Origin of the sequence: Clostridium sp. MCC344 (assembly GCF_018785365.1) — a bacterium.
In the GTDB taxonomy this organism is placed as follows: Bacteria; Bacillota; Clostridia; order Lachnospirales; family Lachnospiraceae; genus Pilosibacter.
On record NZ_WQPQ01000013.1, the window covers coordinates 97266 to 116148 of the forward strand.

The following is an 18883-nucleotide window of genomic DNA, read 5'->3' on the forward strand; positions in this document are numbered from 1 at the left end:
CAGCTCTCTTAAAGTTCTCTCATGTTGTGTGAATCCATTGTGTGAATCCATCTGCCCCCGGCGCACCGTATATAAACAGGCGCTGCCTGGATCCATAAGGATTCAAAGGCAGCGCCCGTTTTCTCCGGCATTATTTCCGGCATTCACTCTTCATTTGTATTTATTGCAGGTTTGTCCCGTCTGCCGTCTATCCGCAGAGCCCAGACTGATGTACCGTTTTTACTCCTGCTCCTCACCTGTCAGATCCAGAAGATTCAGCTCCTCAAATCCGTCTGTGGACGGGAGTTCAAAGAGAACTTCCTTACCCGGATTCTTGCAGTCCATGTTCATGTCGATCTTGTAGTTCATCACATCGACCTCAGATGTCTCCATATCTGTAATGTTCATTGTAACATCCATGAAGATCTTCATGTTCTCGTAGTAGCCATCTTTGTTGATCGTCATCTCGCCGTTTGCCTCGTTGACCTTCATGTCCATGCCAACACCGAGAGTCGCATATGTCTCTGCTGTCGCACCGGTGATCGCCTGGATCACTTCATTGATCTTATCTTCGTTGATGTTGTAGGCAAGTTTCTTTGTATCGCCGTTCTGATACATTCTTAGACCTTTGATCACATCTGTACCCAGGTTCATATCGAGCTGGGTCGCCTGCTTTGCAGCATCTTCCAAAGACATCGGCTGCTTATATTTAATTCCCATCATGTCCACATACATGTTGCCGCCCGTATAGAACATCTCGATCGGCACCTCTGTTCCCAGTGTATTGGATGTTCCGTCGCAGAGGAATTCGATGTTTCCGTCTTCCGTCTCCCTCATCTTGATGTTCATGTCCATAGTCATATCCAGAGTTTCATCAAGATAAGATGTTGTAATCCGGTAGTTCACATCGATATTTTCGCTCTTGAGCGTTTCATTTAACTGCTGCGCTTCCTCGTAAACTTCCATGGCCTCCGGATCATTCTCTTCCACATCAGTCGGAACCGACTTCACCTGGGTTACACTGTTTACGCTCCACGCGCCATTCTTGTCGATCTCATAACCGTCCGCACGACCGTAATCAGTCATCGCATATCCGGTATTTCCGAAATAATAGCACTGTGCCCAGCCGTCATGATCACCATCCAGCCAGTACCAGCCGTTTCTACAGTAGGAACCGTCATCATTCTGGTATTTCCAGCCGTTCATGTCTTCCTGCCACTCACCCGCAAATGCAGGGAACGAGAGTGCCATTGCAAGCGGCATCGCAGCTGTCAGGACCATTTTCCACTTTTTCATAAGAGAGACCTCCTTGTTTTTACCGTCCGGACGCCTTTCCGGCGCAGGACCTTTTTCGCCTGTATCTTCAGGCAGCATCTATTGACAATATAACAGGTTCCGCTCTCTTCCGCAATTCATTTGTATGTCGGATTTATATTTTTTCCGTAATTCTTCAGGATTCTGTTATCATTTCTTTCCTATTCCGTATACGACTGCTCCGCCTGGATCACCGCATAATAGTTGCTCCACTTCTCTGTGATCAGCTTCGCGATCCCTTTCTTTACTTCCTCGTTTGTCTTTCCATATTGGAACGGAACGGCTGCGTCGAAGATCAGGTTCGTGTGGGTTGGTCCCTGCACCATCCGGAAATCGTGGATCGTGACACCCGGGAAATTTTCCCGGATCATCTCCACGACCTCTTTTTTCGTCTCGTTAATCTTCTCGTCATTGACAACGATCGGGTCCATATGGATCACAGCTTCACAGCCGAGTTTTCTCTTTAATTCTTTCTCGATCCTGTCGATCACATCGTGGATCTCAAAAATATCGCTGTCACCGGATACTTCCCCGTGCAGGGAGATCATGCGTCTTCCCGGGCCGTAGTCATGTACCACAAGATCGTGGATCCCAAGGATCTCCGGATGCGCGAGTACGATGGACTTGATCTCATCGACAAATTCTTTTGACGGTGCCTCTCCGAGGAGTGGATTTAAAGTATCCTTCGCAGCGCCATATCCCGCGTAGAGAACAAAGCATGCAACCAGACATCCGCACCATCCGTCCACGTTGACTCCCGTCGCATACGCGATCCCCATCGAGACCAGGACTGCCGTTGTCGCGATGGAGTCACTCATACTGTCCATCGCTGTCGCCTTCATCGTCTCCGACTGGATCTTCGTTCCCACGGAACGGTTATAGAAGAACATATATGCCTTCACGCAGATAGAGACAATGAGGATTCCGACCGCCAGAGTGCTTGTCTCGACCGGTTCCGGATGAAAGATCTTCCCGACCGATGTCTTTAAGAGCTCAAATCCCATCAGGATGATGATCATGGAAACGCCGAAGCCGGACACATACTCGATCCTACCGTGTCCGAACGGATGGTCCGCATCTGCCTTCATGCCGGAAAATTTGAACCCCACCAGGGAGATAAATGATGATCCTGCATCTGACAGGTTGTTAAACGCATCCGCCGTGATGGCGATCGATCCGCTGATCACTCCCGCCAGGTACTTGCCGGCAAACAGGCAGACGTTGAGTGCGATCCCGACGATGCTGCAGAGCATTCCGTAGGCGCGGCGCACATTGCCGTCTCCGACCTGATCTCTGTTTTTTATAAATAAGCTCGATAATATTGTAATCATATAAAACACTCCAATCAGTCTGCACTTTGCATACAGACTATAAAACATAAGCCTGAAATTCAGGTCGAACCATCATAAGATCCGCAAATGAAAGAAATCCTTCCAGATATCCCCTGGTAAAAGTTGCCTGTCTCTAACCTTCCGTATACTCAAACAGCGAGGAAAAACATGATCTCGCATGTTCTCCTCGCTGTTCTTATATGCATCAGCCTATGGGAAAGTTCCTGTTTCCAGGAGCTTCCCCACAATATAAACTTGTCTGTTCTGAAAACCTGCACGATCGCCTGTTTTCATAAAGCTTTACACATTATAATCGATTATTCATCAACTTCCTGTGTGTCATCCTCGTTGAGAATGATCTTCTCAGCCTCTTCAATCGGAGCTTCTGTCTCCTCCTGCGGCTCAGCAGCAGTCTGAACTTCCGGCTCCGGCTTCTTCTCCTCGATCTCGCCGGTGCTGAGCTTGATGTTGCGGTAACGCTTCATACCGGTACCAGCCGGGATGAGCTTACCGATGATAACATTCTCTTTCAGACCGATCAGGTGATCTACTTTGCCGTTGATCGCAGCCTCAGTAAGAACCTTTGTGGTCTCCTGGAAGGATGCAGCGGATAAGAAGGAATCGGTTGCAAGGGATGCCTTTGTGATACCGAGCATGACCTGTTTGCCCTCTGCCGGCTGTTTGCCTGCAGCGATGAGCTCCTCGTTCATCTCGTTGAAATCAAGAACATCCATGGATACGCCCGGAAGAACGTCGGAATCGCCGCTCTCCTCGATACGGATCTTCTTTAACATCTGACGCACGATCATCTCGATATGCTTATCGTTGATCTCTACACCCTGTAAACGGTAAACACGCTGTACCTCACGGATCATGTAATCCTGTACGGCACGAACGCCCTTAACCTTTAACAGGTCGTGCGGGTTGATGCTACCTTCTGTGAGAACGTCACCGGCCTCGAGAACCTGTCCGTCCGTAACTTTGATTCTGGAACCATACGGGATCAGATAAGTCTTGGAGTTTCCGGTCTCCGGATCAGTAACGATGATCTCACGTTTCTTCTTGGTATCTTTAATTGTGACAACACCACCAAATTCAGCAATGATCGCAAGTCCCTTCGGGCGTCTTGCCTCGAAAAGCTCCTCGACACGCGGAAGACCCTGTGTGATATCGCCGCCAGCAACACCGCCGGAGTGGAATGTACGCATGGTTAACTGTGTACCCGGCTCACCGATGGACTGTGCGGCAATGATACCAACAGCCTCGCCGACCTGTACCGGCTGACCTGTCGCCATGTTCGCGCCGTAGCACTTGGAGCAAACACCGATATGGCATTTACATGTCAGGACTGTACGGATCTTAACGGTATTTCTGCCGAGCTTCTCAAGAACCTTGATAACGGCTGCGGCACGTTTCGGTGTACACATATGGTTTGCCTTGACAACAACTTCTCCGGTATCCGGATCTGTGATCGTCTCAGCGATATATCTGCCTGTTAATCTCTCCTGGAGAGTCTCGATCGTCTCTTTACCGTCTGTAAAGCCTTCGATCTCCATGTACGGGATCGTTCCTTTTCCTTCGCAGCAGTCTGTCTCACGGATGATGAGATCCTGGGATACATCGACAAGACGTCTTGTCAGGTAACCAGAGTCGGCTGTACGAAGAGCGGTATCGGACATACCTTTTCTCGCACCATGTGCGGAGATGAAGTACTCAAGTACGTCAAGACCTTCACGGAAGTTGGACTTGATCGGGAGTTCGATCGTGTGACCGGTTGTATCCGCCATAAGTCCTCGCATACCAGCAAGCTGCTTGATCTGCTTATCAGAACCACGGGCTCCGGAGTCCGCCATCATGAAGATGTTGTTGTATTTATCAAGACCTGTCAGAAGGTCATGTGTTAACTGGTCATCGGTTGCTTTCCATACATCGATAACTTCTTTGTAACGTTCTTCCTCTGTGATAAGACCACGGCGGAAGTTCTTTGCGATACGGTCAACCGTTGCCTCAGCGTCCGCAAGGAGCTGTTTCTTGGTTGCCGGGACAGTCATATCGGAAATGGATACGGTCATAGCGGCTCTTGTGGAGTACTTGTAACCGATCGCCTTGATATCGTCCAGAGTGATCGCTGTCTGAATCGCTCCGTGTGTATTGATGACTTTCTCGAGGATCTGCTTTAACTGTTTCTTCTTTACGAGGAAATCGATCTCCGGCTTTAACTCGTTGCCCGGGATCGTTCTGTCGACAAATCCAAGGTCCTGCGGGATGATCTCGTTGAAGAGGATACGTCCTACAGTTGTATCAACGATGCCTGTCATCGTTCTTCCGTCCGGAAGTGTCTTTGTCACACGGACTTTGATTCTCGCATGAAGAGTAACGGCTCCGTTCTCATATGCAAGAAGTGCTTCGTTCGGGCTCTTGAAGAACATGCCTTCGCCCTTTGCGCCCGGTCTCTCCTGTGTCAGATAGTAGATACCGAGGACCATATCCTGGGAAGGAACTGCTACCGGACCACCATCGGACGGTTTTAACAGGTTGTTCGGGGAGAGAAGAAGGAAGCGGCACTCTGCCTGTGCTTCCATCGTCAGCGGAAGGTGAACCGCCATCTGGTCTCCATCGAAGTCCGCGTTGAATGCGGTACAAACGAGCGGGTGAAGCTTGATTGCCTTACCTTCTACAAGGATCGGCTCGAACGCCTGAATACCAAGACGGTGAAGAGTAGGGGCACGGTTTAACATAACCGGATGCTCTTTGATTACATCCTCGAGAACATCCCAGACCTCTGTCTGAAGACGCTCGACCATCTTTTTCGCGTTCTTGATGTTGTGTGCAGTTCCGTTTGCAACGAGTTCCTTCATAACGAACGGTTTGAAGAGCTCAATCGCCATCTCTTTCGGAAGACCGCACTGGTAGATCTTAAGTTCCGGTCCAACGACGATAACGGAACGTCCGGAATAGTCAACTCGTTTACCGAGAAGGTTCTGACGGAAACGTCCCTGCTTACCTTTTAACATGTCAGAAAGGGACTTTAACGCACGGTTGCCCGGTCCTGTAACCGGTCTTCCGCGTCTGCCGTTATCGATCAGGGCATCAACAGCCTCCTGGAGCATTCTCTTCTCGTTGCGGACGATGATGTCCGGAGCGCCGAGTTCGAGAAGTCTTGCGAGACGGTTGTTACGGTTGATGATTCTTCTGTATAAGTCGTTTAAGTCGGATGTCGCGAAACGTCCGCCGTCGAGCTGTACCATCGGGCGGATATCCGGCGGGATGACCGGGATCACGTTCATGATCATCCACTCCGGTCTGTTTCCGGAGCTGCGGAATGCATCAACAACCTCAAGGCGCTTGATGATTCTCGCTCTCTTCTGGCCGGAAGCCTCCTGAAGAGCTTTTCTCAGCTCTTCGGAGTCTTTATCCAGATCGATATTCTTTAAAAGTTCCTGGACTGCCTCAGCACCCATTCCTACGCGGAATGTGCCGTAGCCGTACTTTTCAACAGCATCGCGGTACTCTTTCTCGGAAAGGACCTGCTTTAACTGAAGTCCGGTATTTCCTGCATCCAGAACGATATAGGAAGCAAAGTACAGAACTTTCTCGAGGACTCTCGGGGAGATGTCCAGGATCAGACCCATACGGCTCGGGATACCTTTAAAATACCAGATATGGGATACCGGAGCGGCAAGCGCGATATGTCCGATACGCTCACGGCGCACGCTGGACTTCGTTACCTCAACGCCGCAGCGGTCACAGATAACACCTTTGTATCTGATTTTCTTGTATTTACCACAATGGCACTCCCAGTCCTTGGTCGGTCCAAAGATTCTTTCGCAGTACAGACCGTCCTTCTCCGGTTTTAAGGTTCTGTAGTTGATGGTCTCCGGTTTTTTAACCTCACCATGGGACCATTCCAGAATCTTTTCCGAAGAGGCAAGTCCGATACGGATCGCGTCGAATGTCATCGGCTGATAAGTTTCATTTGTCTCAGGCATGAACGGTACTCCCTTCTAATTATTTGTCGTCATCCTCGGTATAATCGTCATCGACATAGTCGTCTTTGGCACCGTCGTTTGTATAGTCATCGTCTTCCACATTGACAAGCTCGTCGCCCTTGAATTCCTGCTTCTGGAATCCGTAGTCGGATAAGTCTTCCTTATCGTTGTAGCGGCGGTCTCCCTCGATGATGGAACGAAGATCGTAGTTTGTATCAGAGTAGTCGATGTTCTCAGACATATCGACTTCCTCACCATTGTCACGCAGCACTCTTACATCCAGTCCGAGAGACTGTAACTCTTTTAAGAGTACCTTGAAGGACTCCGGAATACCCGGCTCCGGAATGTTCTCGCCCTTGATGATCGCCTCGTAGGTCTTTACACGTCCAACAACGTCATCGGACTTCACTGTCAGGATCTCCTGAAGTGTGTAAGCCGCGCCGTAAGCCTCAAGAGCCCAAACCTCCATCTCACCGAAACGCTGTCCGCCGAACTGTGCTTTACCACCGAGCGGCTGCTGTGTAACGAGTGCGTATGGGCCTGTGGAACGTGCATGGATCTTATCGTCAACCAGGTGATGCAGTTTCAGGTAGTGCATGTGTCCGATCGTAGTCGGGCCATCGAAGTATTCGCCTGTACGTCCGTCGCGGAGCTGTACCTTACCGGTACGGCTGATCGGAACGCCCTTCCAGAGAGCACGGTGATCAAGGTGCTCACCGAGATATTCCATAACCTCCGGACGAAGGATCTCTTTATACTTCTCCTGGAATGCATCCCATTCCATGTTTACATAATCGTTTGCAAGCTCCAGTGTATCCTGGATATCATTCTCGTCTGCGCCATCGAATACCGGTGTGGAAACATTGAATCCAAGTGCCTTTGCTGCAAGGCTTAAGTGGATCTCAAGGACCTGTCCGATGTTCATTCGGGACGGCACGCCTAACGGGTTTAATACGATATCGAGCGGACGTCCGTTCGGAAGGAACGGCATATCCTCTACCGGAAGTACACGGGAGACAACACCCTTGTTACCATGACGGCCGGCCATCTTATCACCAACAGAAATCTTACGTTTCTGAGCGATGTAGATGCGGACTGTCTCATTTACGCCAGGAGCAAGCTCGTCGCCGTTCTCTCTTGTGAAGAGTTTTGCGTCGATGATGGTTCCATATGCGCCATGCGGTACTTTTAAGGATGTGTCGCGGACTTCTCTTGCCTTCTCACCGAAGATCGCACGAAGAAGTCTCTCTTCAGCTGTCAGCTCGGTCTCTCCCTTAGGAGTTACCTTTCCGACTAAGATATCACCGGCACGGACCTCAGCGCCGATGCGGATGATTCCGCGCTCATCCAGGTCTTTCAATGCGTCATCGCCGACACCCGGAACATCTCTTGTGATCTCTTCCGGTCCCAACTTGGTGTCACGGGATTCGCATTCATATTCTTCAATATGAACAGATGTGTAGACATCGTTCATAACAAGTTTTTCACTTAACAGGACCGCATCCTCGTAGTTGTAACCTTCCCAGGTCATGAATCCGATCAGCGGGTTCTTACCAAGTGCGATCTCGCCATCCTTTGTGGACGGTCCGTCCGCGATAACCTCGCCTTTCTCTACATGATCGCCCTTGTAAACGATCGGCTTCTGGTTGTAGCTGTTGGACTGGTTGCTTCGTGAGAATTTGATCAGGCGGTAAACGTCGCGGTTTCCGTCGGAATCTCTCTTGATGATGATCTCGTTGGAAGCGGAGCGTTCAACAACGCCGGCATTCTTAGCGACTACGCAGACACCGGAGTCAACGGCAGCCTTGCCTTCGATACCGGTACCAACAACCGGAGCTTCTGTGGAAAGCAGCGGTACAGCCTGACGCTGCATGTTGGATCCCATCAGGGCACGGTTCGCGTCATCGTTCTGTAAGAACGGGATCATGGAAGTAGCAACGGAGAATACCATTCTCGGGGATACGTCCATGAGGTCGATCTGTTTCTTCTGGAAGGAGGAAGTCTCCTCACGGAAACGACCGGATACGTTGTTGTGGATGAAGTGGCCTTCCTCATCGAGCGGCTCATTCGCCTGTGCTACGATGTAGTTATCCTCTTCGTCAGCTGTCATGTAGACAACATCATCGGTAACACGCGGGTTAGCCGGATCGCTCTTGTCTACGACACGGTACGGAGCCTCAACGAAGCCGTACTGGTTTACCTTCGCATAGCTTGCGAGGGAGTTGATAAGACCGATGTTCGGTCCCTCAGGAGTCTCGACCGGACACATACGACCGTAGTGGGTGTAGTGTACATCTCGAACCTCGAATCCTGCACGCTCTCTGGACAGACCGCCCGGTCCTAACGCGGAGAGACGTCTCTTATGCGTAAGCTCGGATAACGGGTTGTTCTGGTCCATGAACTGGGACAGCTGGGAGCTTCCGAAGAACTCCTTCACTGCTGCAGTGACCGGTTTGATATTGATCAGGGACTGCGGAGTGATTCCGTCGATGTCCTGTGTTGTCATTCTCTCACGTACAACGCGCTCCATTCTGGAGAGACCGATACGGTACTGGTTCTGAAGGAGCTCTCCGACTGCACGGATACGACGGTTTCCAAGGTGGTCGATATCATCCTTTACGCCGATGCCGTACTCAAGGTGCATGTTGTAGTTGATGGAAGCAAGGATATCTTCCTTTGTGATGCATTTCGGAACAAGCTCGTGGACGTTGCGGCGGAGTTCAGCTTTTAACTCTTCCTCGTCATCCCCTGCTTTTTCCAGAATGTCTTTTAATACCGGGTAATATACTAACTCTGTGATACCTACTTCTTCCGGATCGAAGGACACATATGCGGAAAGGTCAACCATAAGGTTGGAAAGGACTTTCTCCACGCGCTCTTCTGTCTGAATCCATACATACGGGATCGCAGCGTTCTGGATCGCGATCGCCTGATCTTTTGTGATCGCTTTTCCTGCTTCCGCAAGGATCTCGCCTGTTTCTGTATCAACGATATCCTCGGACGGAATCTGTCCGACGATACGGTTCTTCATATGAAGCTTCTTGTTGAATTTATATCTGCCGACCTTTGCGAGATCATATCTTCTCGGGTCGAAGAACATGCCGTTTAACAGGCTCTCAGCACTGTCGACAGACAGCGGCTCGCCCGGACGGATCTTCTTATATAACTCAAGGAGACCATCCTGATAGTTGTCGGATGTATCCTTTGTGAAGCTTGCGAGAAGCTTCGGCTCCTCACCGAAGAGATCGATGATCTCAGCGTTTGTACCATATCCGAGCGCACGGATCAGGACAGTTACCGGGACCTTTCTGGTACGGTCTACACGTACATAGAACACGTCGTTGGAATCTGTCTCATACTCTAACCATGCTCCACGATTCGGGATTACGGTACAGGAATATAATTCTTTACCGATCTTATCGTGATCGATACCATAATAGATACCAGGGGAACGTACCAACTGGCTGACGATAACACGCTCTGCACCGTTAATAACGAAGGAGCCGGTATCTGTCATTAATGGCAGATCGCCCATGAAAATCTCGTGTTCATTGATCTCATCTTTATCTTTGTTGCAGAGTCTCACCTTGACTTTCAAAGGTGCGGCGTAAGTTGCATCACGCTCTTTGCACTCTTCGATCGTGTATTTGATGTCATCTTTGCAAAGCGTGAAGTCTACAAACTCCAGGCTAAGATGTCCAGCAAAGTCAGCGATCGGAGAGATATCGTCAAAGACCTCTTTCAGGCCCTCGTCGAGGAACCACTGATAAGAATCCTTCTGGATCTCGATCAGGTTCGGCATCTCAAGAACTTCTTTCTGTCTTGAGAAGCTCATTCTTACGCTCTTGCCGGACGGCACCGGACGCATTCTGCTTTTCTCCATTTGACGTTTCACCCCTGTTTTCTTTCTCTATAATCAATAACTAATTTTGGGCATACTGGTACCATATGCACATGATACCACAATAGTGCACATTTCATACTACCATGGGGTTGTCAATCTGTCAAGCACTTTTTTACAAAGTTTTCCTACTCTACGCTTGTGTAATACCCCGGCGCATACATCTGGATCGAGTAGAAATCATCCCCTGACGGGCTTTCTTTACTTGCAAAAATCTCCGGTCCATAAGCTGTGGTAAATCCGTTGACACTGTCATCTGTCTTACTAACGATCATATCCTCGGTATTGATCAGTTCCTGATATACCTCCTGTCCATTTAGATCCGTATCCAGATAGCCGAATTCCTGGAATGTGGCTTCCAGCACGTCCACGATCTGGTAGAAGGCCTCCTCGTCGCTGCTGTAGGCACCGATTCCATGGAGATCGTCCGTTGCCGTGTCGGCGTAGATGGTAATGCTTCCCACATACTCCCCATCACGGCTCAGATAATAGGCCTGATCTGTGTTGTACCAGCTCATATCGTCCGAAGCATAGTTGTAGCTGTATGTGTCCTCCATCGACCACTCAGAAAATCCGTACTGCGGCAGGAGCCGGTCCAGGGCGGCCGTCACATCCGCAAGCTGGGCGTCATAGTGACCGTAGTTTGTACAGTTTGTTCCGATGGCCCGCACCTCCTCGTCGGAGAGCTCGCCCTCCCCAAGGACCTCCACGGCGTTGGAATCGGCAGAGGACCAGAGATCGCCGTTGGACGAGTCGAAGATGTTCTCGATCCCGTAGATCGATTCCCGGATCGCATGAGTGATAAGGAACAGCAGGTTTCCGCCGACGGAAAATACCAGCCAGATGATCACGACGATCAGAATGCCGGTAAACGGCTTCTTCCGTCCCCGCTCGGAGTTTACGCGGTCCATGATGTTCTTCGCGGACTGGCTGCTGTAAGTTCCACTCTGGCAGGTATCTGCCTGGCTGCGGTACTGTTCAAGCTGGCTCTTCATATGTTCGAACGCATTCCGCTGCCCCGTCGTCCTGTTTCCCATATTCTGGAATGGATCCGCTGTCTTCTTCTCCCGATTTGTCTTTTTCTTTCCGCCCTGTATTCTGGTTGATGCCCCATTCCCTTTAAATATGCCCGCGTACGAATCTGTACCGGACACGCTGCTTCCAGGGTATTCGCTTCCGCCATCATGGTACAGGCAGTCTGACTCATGGCGCGGATGCCTCTCATTTAAATAGTAATCCACATCCTGCACATATGGATGCCACACGATCCTTTTGCATCCGCTGCAGTATAGACCCGATGTCATTTTCTGGTCGCAGTATGGACAATATCTCTGTTTCATCCGTTTTTCCTCCTGTCGGTATTCCTCTTTTCAGGTCATTTTAATTTTGTATTTTAAGCCCAACATCTAAATTTCTACTCTCATTTTAACATAGGTTTCCAGTGCACACAATCGAGATTTCACATCGTCAGCCCAATGCCTGATTCTTGTTACAGTACACGGGCACTCCTTGCCCGCGCACTGTAACAGGATTTTGCCGATGCTTCGCATTCCGAATCGGCAAAATCCACTACCACCACTGTATTGTACGGAATTTTCAGTTCAGAAAATTCCTACCTATGAAAAGTAACTGATTCTTTTCCCAAAACTAAAAAAGACTCAGAGCAGCCACTTTGCATGGTCTCTGAGTCTTCTCACACTGATATACTGCTTTTACCGGTTCAGGATCTCCATAAATTCTTCTCCTGTGATCGTCTCCTTCTCGAGAAGATATCCGGCAAGTTCGTTTAATTTTGCTGCATGGTCTCTTAAGATTCCCATTGCCTTCTCGTACTGTGCCTTCACGGTAGCGATCACCTCGTCATCGATGGCTTTCGCTGTCTCCGGTGAGCATGCGAGGGAGGTGTCTCCGCCAAGGTACTGGTTCGTCACGGTCTCAAGGGCAACCATACCGAACTGGTCGCTCATACCGTAGCGGGTCACCATAGCGCGGGCAAGCTTTGTGGCCTGCTCGATATCGTTGGATGCACCGGTCGTGATAGAGTGGAACATAAATTCCTCCGCCGCACGGCCGCCGGTCAGAGTTGCGATCTTGTTAAGTGCCTCCTCCTTACTCATAAGAAGACGCTCGCCATCCTCCACCTGCATCGTATAACCGAGAGCACCCGATGTTCTCGGAATAATTGTGATCTTGTGTACCGGAGCGGAGTTGCTCTGGCACGCTGCAACGAGGGCATGACCGATCTCGTGGTAAGCGACGATCCGGCGTTCATTCTCGGATACGGAAGCGTTCTTCTTCTGGTAACCGGCAATAACAGTCTCAACGCTCTCCTCCAGATCAGCCTGGGATACAACGCGGCGTCCCATGCGGACGGCACGGAGTGCGCCCTCGTTGATAATGTTCGCAAGCTCGGCACCGCTGGCTCCGACAGTCGCTCTCGCGATGGCGTTAAAGTCAACGGACTCATCCATCTTGACATCTTTTCCATGTACCCGCAGGATCGCCTCACGGCCTTTGAGATCCGGAAGCTCCACCGGAATTCTTCTGTCAAACCGGCCCGGTCTCAAGAGGGCCTTATCAAGGGTCTCTGGACGGTTTGTAGCCGCCAGGATCACAACACCCTTTCGTCCGTCGAATCCGTCCATCTCTGTAAGAAGCTGGTTTAAGGTCTGTTCTCTCTCATCGTTTCCGCCCATGCCGCTTCCGTCACGCTTTTTACCGATGGTATCGATCTCGTCGATAAAGACGATACACGGAGCTTTCTCATTTGCCTGCTTGAAGAGGTCCCGGACCTTTGCGGCGCCCATGCCGACAAACATCTCAACGAACTCGGAGCCGGAGATCGAGAAGAACGGAACGTGCGCCTCACCGGCAACGGCCTTTGCAAGTAATGTTTTACCTGTTCCTGGAGGGCCTACGAGAAGGGCGCCCTTCGGAAGTGTGGCACCGATATCCGCATATTTTTTCGGATCATGAAGGAAATCTACGATCTCCTTTAACGCATCCTTCGCTTCCTCCTCACCTGCGACATCCGCGAATGTCACGCCGGTCTCACTCTCCGCGTAGATCTTTGCATTGGACTTTCCAAATGTCATCGCGTTTCCGCCCATGCGCTTCGCCATGCTGCGGCTTAAGATCTGCCCGAGCCCAATCATGATCACGAACGGAAGGATCCAGTTCACGAAAATATTCATGATCGCTGACTCTTTTCTCGGAATCACTTTATCGAATGTGACGCCCTTGCTGTACAGGCGATCTGTCAGATCCGGGTCATCCCAGAGTCCTGTCTTGTAGACCTGCTCTTTTCCATTGCTGTCTTTCGCGATAAACACGTACTCGCCGTTCGTGTCATCTTTCTCTACCTGTGTGACCTGGTTATTGTCTACCATGGCCAGAAATTCGTTGTAGCCGACTTCCTTTACCTGACTTTTCAGTGCGGACGGGAATACGAGTCCGTTTAACAGGACCGTCATGACCAGAATTATGATCATATAATAGAAAAATCCCTTAAATGAATTGAGATCATTCGGGTTCGGCTTTTTTCCGCCGTCTTTTGTACCCATACGTCTGCCTCCTTGATTTTCATTTTTCTGCAGAGCTTTTCATCGCATCCGAGCCTCTGCTGTTACTTTTTCTGCCTTTTACAAGCTTTGTTTTCTGAGCATCTCCGCGAAGTGACACCCTGTCATTTCGTGTGATATTTATCCTATATCAGGAAACATTGAAAGTCAATGGAATTTATGGAAGTTTCTGAAATGTTATATTTTTTTTAGAAATTACCATTTTTCTTTCTGGCTGGCGGAGTTTGCAGGTTTCCAAACTTTTTTTATTGTTCTTCTTGACAAACAATCCTTTCCGTACTATGATACCCATAACCAAACAAGAAAAACCGTTGAGAAAGAGGAGTACATTTTCGATCGTGTTTTCACAGAGAGCTGCAGGCGGTGGGATTGCAGTATTGCACTGGAAATGGAATGGACTTTCGAGGGCAGTCCTGAATTTTAGTATGGACTGACGGCTACCGCAGTCGTTAAGAGAGCGGCGTATATGTTGGTATACGAAAAAAGCGGACCGAAAGGTCAAATTGAGTGGCACCGCGGATATGAAATTCGTCTCAAGGATCAGATTTAAATCGATATCTGATCCTTGGGATTTTTTTATACCTAAAGGACCTGCCGACGGCAGCTCCCTACAGATGTATGGCAGCAAAAATACATGCTCTGTACAAGATATCCCACACCACGGCACCTTCGCTCCACACCTCCAACAACTACTGGACCGCATGACCGGATTGGAAAGACCCGGAATGCAGTTACGAATCATCTCAATTAAAAAGTAGAAGAGGAGAACAAAATTATGAAAAAATCGATCAAAGCAATCATCGCAGCAACATTCACCGCAGCACTTCTCGCAGGCTGCTCTTCAAACACAGCTTCCACAACGACTGCCGCTGAGACGACAGCTGCCGAGACAACAACTGCTGAAGCAACAACTGCAGGATCCGCAGACGCAGCGGATACCGCTCTCGCAGACGGTTCCTACACGATCGGCATCAACCAGTTCGCTGTTCACGGCTCTCTCGACAACTGCCGGGAAGGTTTCATCGAAGGTCTCGCCGAGAACGGATTCGTGGAAGGCAAAAATCTTACCGTATTAGAAGAAAACGCACAGGCTGACCCAGGGTTAGCAGCACAGATCAGTACAAACTTCGCCGGACAGAAGGTGGATCTCATCTGCGCGATCGCAACACCGAGCGCCCAGAGCGCATACAGCGTCGGCAGAAAGAACGACATCCCGGTCATCTATACAGCCGTTACGGATCCGGTTGCAGCTGAGCTCGCAAACGCTGACGGAACTCCGGTTGGCGAAGTGACAGGTACCAGTGACAAGCTTCCGGTCGAGCAGCAGCTCGAAATGATCCGCGCGATCCTTCCGGATGCGAAGAAGATCGGTATCATGTATACAACAAGCGAAGTAAACTCCGCTTCCACACTCGCAGAGTATAAGGAAAAAGCTGCTGATTACGGTTTCGAGATCGTTGAGTCCGGCGTTTCCTCCACAGCAGACATCCCACTGGCAGCTGACAGCCTCTTAGAACAGGTTGACTGCTTAAACAACTTAACGGACAACACCGTCGTTGCTTCTCTTCCGCTGATCCTTTCCAAAGCAAACGCAAAGAACATCCCGGTATTCGGAAGTGAGATCGAACAGGTCAAGATCGGCTGCCTCGCTGCAATGGGTCTCGATTATGTTGATCTTGGAAAGCAGACAGGACGCATGGCTGCCAAAGTCTTAAAGGGCGAGAAAAAAGCAAGCGAACTGAACTTTGAAGTCATCGAGGAAGCAGCTTTCTACGGAAACTCCAAAGTCGCTGAGGATCTCGGGATCACATTCCCGGAGGACCTCTCCAAGAATGCAAAAGAATTATTCACTGAGATCACCCAGTAATAATTCAAACAGACACAATGTCAGGAAGTCCGGCAAAGCATTTCATCCGCTTTGCCGGACTTTGCACCAGAATGTAACTGTAAAAGTAACTGTTCAGCAGAGCTGAACACCCACTGTAATAACCGCGATAAAATATAGGTTATTGATTTTCGGAGGATAACATGGCAATCTTATTAGGAATCTTTGAGGAAGGGCTGATCTACGCGATCATGGCCCTGGGCGTATACATCACCTACAAGATCCTGGACTTTCCGGATCTTTCGGTCGATGGAACATTCCCCCTGGGCGCAGCGCTGACCGCAGGGCTGATCGTGAAAGGCATTTCCCCGGTGTGGGCATTACCGCTCTCTTTCTTCGCAGGCGTGCTCGCCGGATGCGTGACCGGCTTTATTCATGTAAAATGCAAGGTCCGCGATCTGTTTTCCGGTATCATTGTCATGACCGCTCTCTACTCCGTAAATCTTCGGATCGCCGGAATGAAAGCCAATCTCCCGTTCCTGTCCCAGGATACGATCTTCGACAATGAATGGACGAGAAACAGCCTGCCGGCATCCGTGAGACCGTACATCGTTGTGATCATTCTTGCAGTGATCGCCCTGATCTGCAAATTCGTCCTCGACTGGTACTTAAACACGAGATCCGGATATCTGCTCCGGGCAGCCGGAGACAATGACGCTCTCGTAACCTCTCTCGCGGAGGACAAAGGCCGCGTGAAGATCATCGGTCTTGCGATCGCGAACGGCTTCGCAGCTCTCGCCGGAGGAGTTCTTGCTCAGAAGCAGGCCTTCTTCGATATCTCCATCGGAACCGGAACCATGGTCTTCGGTCTCGCAAGCGTCATCCTCGGAACCCAGCTGTTCCATCGCTTCGGAAAATTAAAAGCGACCACCGCGGTCATCGCAGGCGCGATCCTCTACAAGGCATGCGTCGCTTTCGTCATTTCCATGCGCATCGTAAAAGCAACTGACCTGAAACTGATCACTGCGGCGATCCTTCTTCTGATCCTGATCATCAGTGATTCCATGAAGAGAAAGGGGGCACATCATGCTTGAATTAAAGAACATCAATAAATATTACAATGCAGGCACCGTGAACGAAATGTGCCTCTTTAAGGATTTCAACCTGAGCATCGCCGACGGCGAGTTCGTCTCCGTAATCGGCAGCAATGGATCCGGAAAGACTTCCATGTTAAACCTGATCTGCGGCAGCATTCCGGTCGACTCCGGAACGATCACGATGGGCGGAGTCGATATCACAAAGATGCCGGAGTACAAGCGCCAGCGCCGCATCGGTCGCGTCTACCAGCACCCGGCAATGGGAACCTGCCCGAACATGACAATCCTGGAGAATATGGCACTCGCCGATAATAAAGGAAAACCGTTTAACCTGCTCCCCGGAACAAACAAGTCCCGCATCGATTTCTACCGCGACCAGTTAAAGATCTTAGGACTCGGTCTTGAGGATAAGATGGGCGTGAAGGTCGGCGTTCTCTCCGGCGGCCAGCGCCAGGCGATGGCACTTTTGATGTCCACGATGACCCCGATCGAATTTCTGATCCTCGATGAGCACACTGCAGCCCTCGACCCGAAGACCGCCGACATCATCATGGAACTCACAGGAAAGATCGTTGCGGAGAAACACCTGACAACGATCATGGTCACCCACAATCTCCGCTTTGCCGTCGAGTACGGCGACCGTCTCCTGATGATGCACCAGGGACATGCGGTCATGGACAAAAAGGGCGAGGAAAAGGCGAACACGAAAGTAGATGATATCCTCGACATGTTCAACGCGATCAGTATCGAGTGCGGAAACTGATCGGGAAATATCAAAAATCCATTCCAAATCGGCTTCACCGATGGGATTTTTGCCTTCAAGCCTGTGTTTTATTACGGTCAGCGCAGCAAGTGCGCAGACCTACTGACCAGTTACAAAGTATCAGTAAAATCCAGTTACAATACACACACTGAAAATCCCCACACACGGTAACGAAAAAGAGCGATGAACTCCGGGATCCGACATCAGATTCCAGAACTCATCGCTCTTTTTATTCTGTAACTGTTCCTGTGCTTTCCTCAGCTTCTCGAGAATCCCAGCGTCTTCTCCAGTTCTTTCTTAAATGCCAGCACATCCACGGCAAGTTCCGCGATCCGGGCATCCGTCATCCGGCTCACCGGTGCGGAGATGCTCAGGGCGTAGACCGGTTCTTTATGGTAATCCGGAATGCTGACCGCGATGCAGCGGACGCCTTCCTCATTCTCCTCATCATCCATCGCATATCCGACCTTCCGCACTGTCCCGATCCGTTCCATGAGATCCTGAAACTTTGTTACAGTGTACGGTGTCAGGGACACGATCTCTGAGCTGTTCCAGATCTCTCTGATCTCCGGATCCGGCAGCTCCGCGAGCAGCGCCTTGCCGACGCCGGAGCAGTACAGGGGGATCCGGCTTCCGACTCTCGATACCATCCGGATCGAGCTGACGTTGGATTCCACTTTATCGATATACACGGCCTCCGTTCCCTCTCTGCGGACGAGATGGACCGTCTCCCCGGTCTGCTCCGACAGTTTCTTCAGTGACGGATGAACCAGAGAAGCCATGTTCGTCTGTTCCAGGATCTTGCCTCCGATCTCCAGAAACTTCAGAGACAGCGCGTATTTCAGGGATTCCTCGTCCTGCCGGATATAGCCCATATACTGGAGGGAAGTCACGAGCCGGTGCGTCGTGCTCTTATGGAGTCCGAGCTGCGCGCTCAGATCCATGATCCCCATCGGACCATTCTCCGCCAGACACTCGATCACCTGGAACAGGCGCTCTGCGACCTGGATCGGATTTTTTCCTGTTTCTTCCATTCTTTCTGTTCTCCTATCTACCCCGACAGTTCAGTTTTCTGTCAGGTATTTACACGCTTCCCTGTAACT

At 50.3% G+C, this 18883-nt stretch carries 10 protein-coding genes and 1 other annotated feature; of the genes, 3 read left to right on the top strand and 7 right to left on the bottom strand.

Features of this window, described 5'->3' with window-relative positions; all coding sequences use genetic code 11:
- Positions 1-219: 219 nt before the first annotated feature.
- The 6 genes from GPK90_RS02885 to ftsH all read right to left on the bottom strand — a co-directional run bounded on the left by GPK90_RS02885 (position 220) and on the right by ftsH (position 14077).
- Entirely contained in the window at positions 220-1275 is a 1056-nt protein-coding gene (locus tag GPK90_RS02885) for a DUF6612 family protein (RefSeq protein WP_147352714.1), read from the bottom strand.
- A 179-nt stretch (positions 1276-1454) separates the two neighbouring features.
- Positions 1455-2624, bottom strand: coding sequence for a cation diffusion facilitator family transporter (locus GPK90_RS02890; protein ID WP_118530055.1), 1170 nt, complete (start codon positions 2622-2624; stop codon positions 1455-1457).
- A 317-nt stretch (positions 2625-2941) separates the two neighbouring features.
- A complete protein-coding gene (rpoC, locus tag GPK90_RS02895; RefSeq protein WP_118530057.1) occupies positions 2942-6613 on the bottom strand; it encodes a DNA-directed RNA polymerase subunit beta' in 3672 nt (1223 codons plus the stop codon).
- A 19-nt stretch (positions 6614-6632) separates the two neighbouring features.
- On the bottom strand, positions 6633-10496 hold the full coding sequence (gene rpoB, locus GPK90_RS02900; RefSeq protein WP_118321711.1) for a DNA-directed RNA polymerase subunit beta: 3864 nt from the start codon (positions 10494-10496) through the stop codon (positions 6633-6635).
- A gap of 146 nt (positions 10497-10642) precedes the next feature.
- A complete protein-coding gene (locus tag GPK90_RS02905) occupies positions 10643-11854 on the bottom strand; it encodes a hypothetical protein (RefSeq protein WP_215702100.1) in 1212 nt (403 codons plus the stop codon).
- 372 nt (positions 11855-12226) lie between these two features.
- Complete coding sequence (ftsH, locus tag GPK90_RS02910; protein WP_215702101.1) at positions 12227-14077, bottom strand: ATP-dependent zinc metalloprotease FtsH; 1851 nt, start codon at positions 14075-14077, stop codon at positions 12227-12229.
- Between the two features lie 320 nt (positions 14078-14397).
- Positions 14398-14634: a binding site (T-box leader), on the top strand.
- A gap of 236 nt (positions 14635-14870) precedes the next feature.
- On the opposite strand from ftsH, the gene GPK90_RS02915 reads away from it, so the two are divergent.
- From GPK90_RS02915 to GPK90_RS02925, 3 genes are all read left to right on the top strand, one after another.
- Positions 14871-15962 carry an ABC transporter substrate-binding protein gene (locus GPK90_RS02915; RefSeq protein ID WP_215702102.1) on the top strand — a complete coding sequence of 364 codons (1092 nt, stop codon included), beginning with the start codon at positions 14871-14873 and terminating at the stop codon, positions 15960-15962.
- Positions 15963-16123: 161 nt separating this feature from the next.
- Positions 16124-17014 (top strand): ABC transporter permease, encoded by an 891-nt coding sequence (locus tag GPK90_RS02920; RefSeq protein WP_118321707.1) that lies wholly within the window; start codon positions 16124-16126, stop codon positions 17012-17014.
- Positions 17007-17780: an ABC transporter ATP-binding protein gene (locus GPK90_RS02925; protein WP_118321706.1), complete on the top strand. Its 774-nt coding sequence runs from the start codon at positions 17007-17009 to the stop codon at positions 17778-17780. Before GPK90_RS02920 ends, GPK90_RS02925 begins: the two co-directional genes overlap by 8 nt.
- A 257-nt stretch (positions 17781-18037) precedes the next feature.
- Here GPK90_RS02925 and GPK90_RS02930 read toward each other — a convergent pair whose 3' ends face one another.
- Positions 18038-18814, bottom strand: a complete 777-nt coding sequence (locus tag GPK90_RS02930) for an IclR family transcriptional regulator (protein ID WP_215702103.1) — start codon at positions 18812-18814, stop codon at positions 18038-18040.
- Positions 18815-18883: the final 69 nt, after the last annotated feature.

Bases quoted from the DNA above. Each gene is read 5' to 3' on its own strand.
- GPK90_RS02915 (WP_215702102.1), top strand. From the start codon at position 14,871: ATGAAAAAATCGATCAAAGCAATCATCGCAGCAACATTCACCGCAGCA.
- GPK90_RS02925 (WP_118321706.1), top strand. From the start codon at position 17,007: ATGCTTGAATTAAAGAACATCAATAAATATTACAATGCAGGCACCGTG.
- GPK90_RS02920 (WP_118321707.1), top strand. From the start codon at position 16,124: ATGGCAATCTTATTAGGAATCTTTGAGGAAGGGCTGATCTACGCGATC.
- ftsH (WP_215702101.1), bottom strand. From the start codon at position 14,077: ATGGGTACAAAAGACGGCGGAAAAAAGCCGAACCCGAATGATCTCAAT.
- GPK90_RS02930 (WP_215702103.1), bottom strand. From the start codon at position 18,814: ATGGAAGAAACAGGAAAAAATCCGATCCAGGTCGCAGAGCGCCTGTTC.
- rpoC (WP_118530057.1), bottom strand. From the start codon at position 6,613: ATGCCTGAGACAAATGAAACTTATCAGCCGATGACATTCGACGCGATC.
- rpoB (WP_118321711.1), bottom strand. From the start codon at position 10,496: ATGGAGAAAAGCAGAATGCGTCCGGTGCCGTCCGGCAAGAGCGTAAGA.
- GPK90_RS02905 (WP_215702100.1), bottom strand. From the start codon at position 11,854: ATGAAACAGAGATATTGTCCATACTGCGACCAGAAAATGACATCGGGT.
- GPK90_RS02885 (WP_147352714.1), bottom strand. From the start codon at position 1,275: ATGAAAAAGTGGAAAATGGTCCTGACAGCTGCGATGCCGCTTGCAATG.
- GPK90_RS02890 (WP_118530055.1), bottom strand. From the start codon at position 2,624: ATGATTACAATATTATCGAGCTTATTTATAAAAAACAGAGATCAGGTC.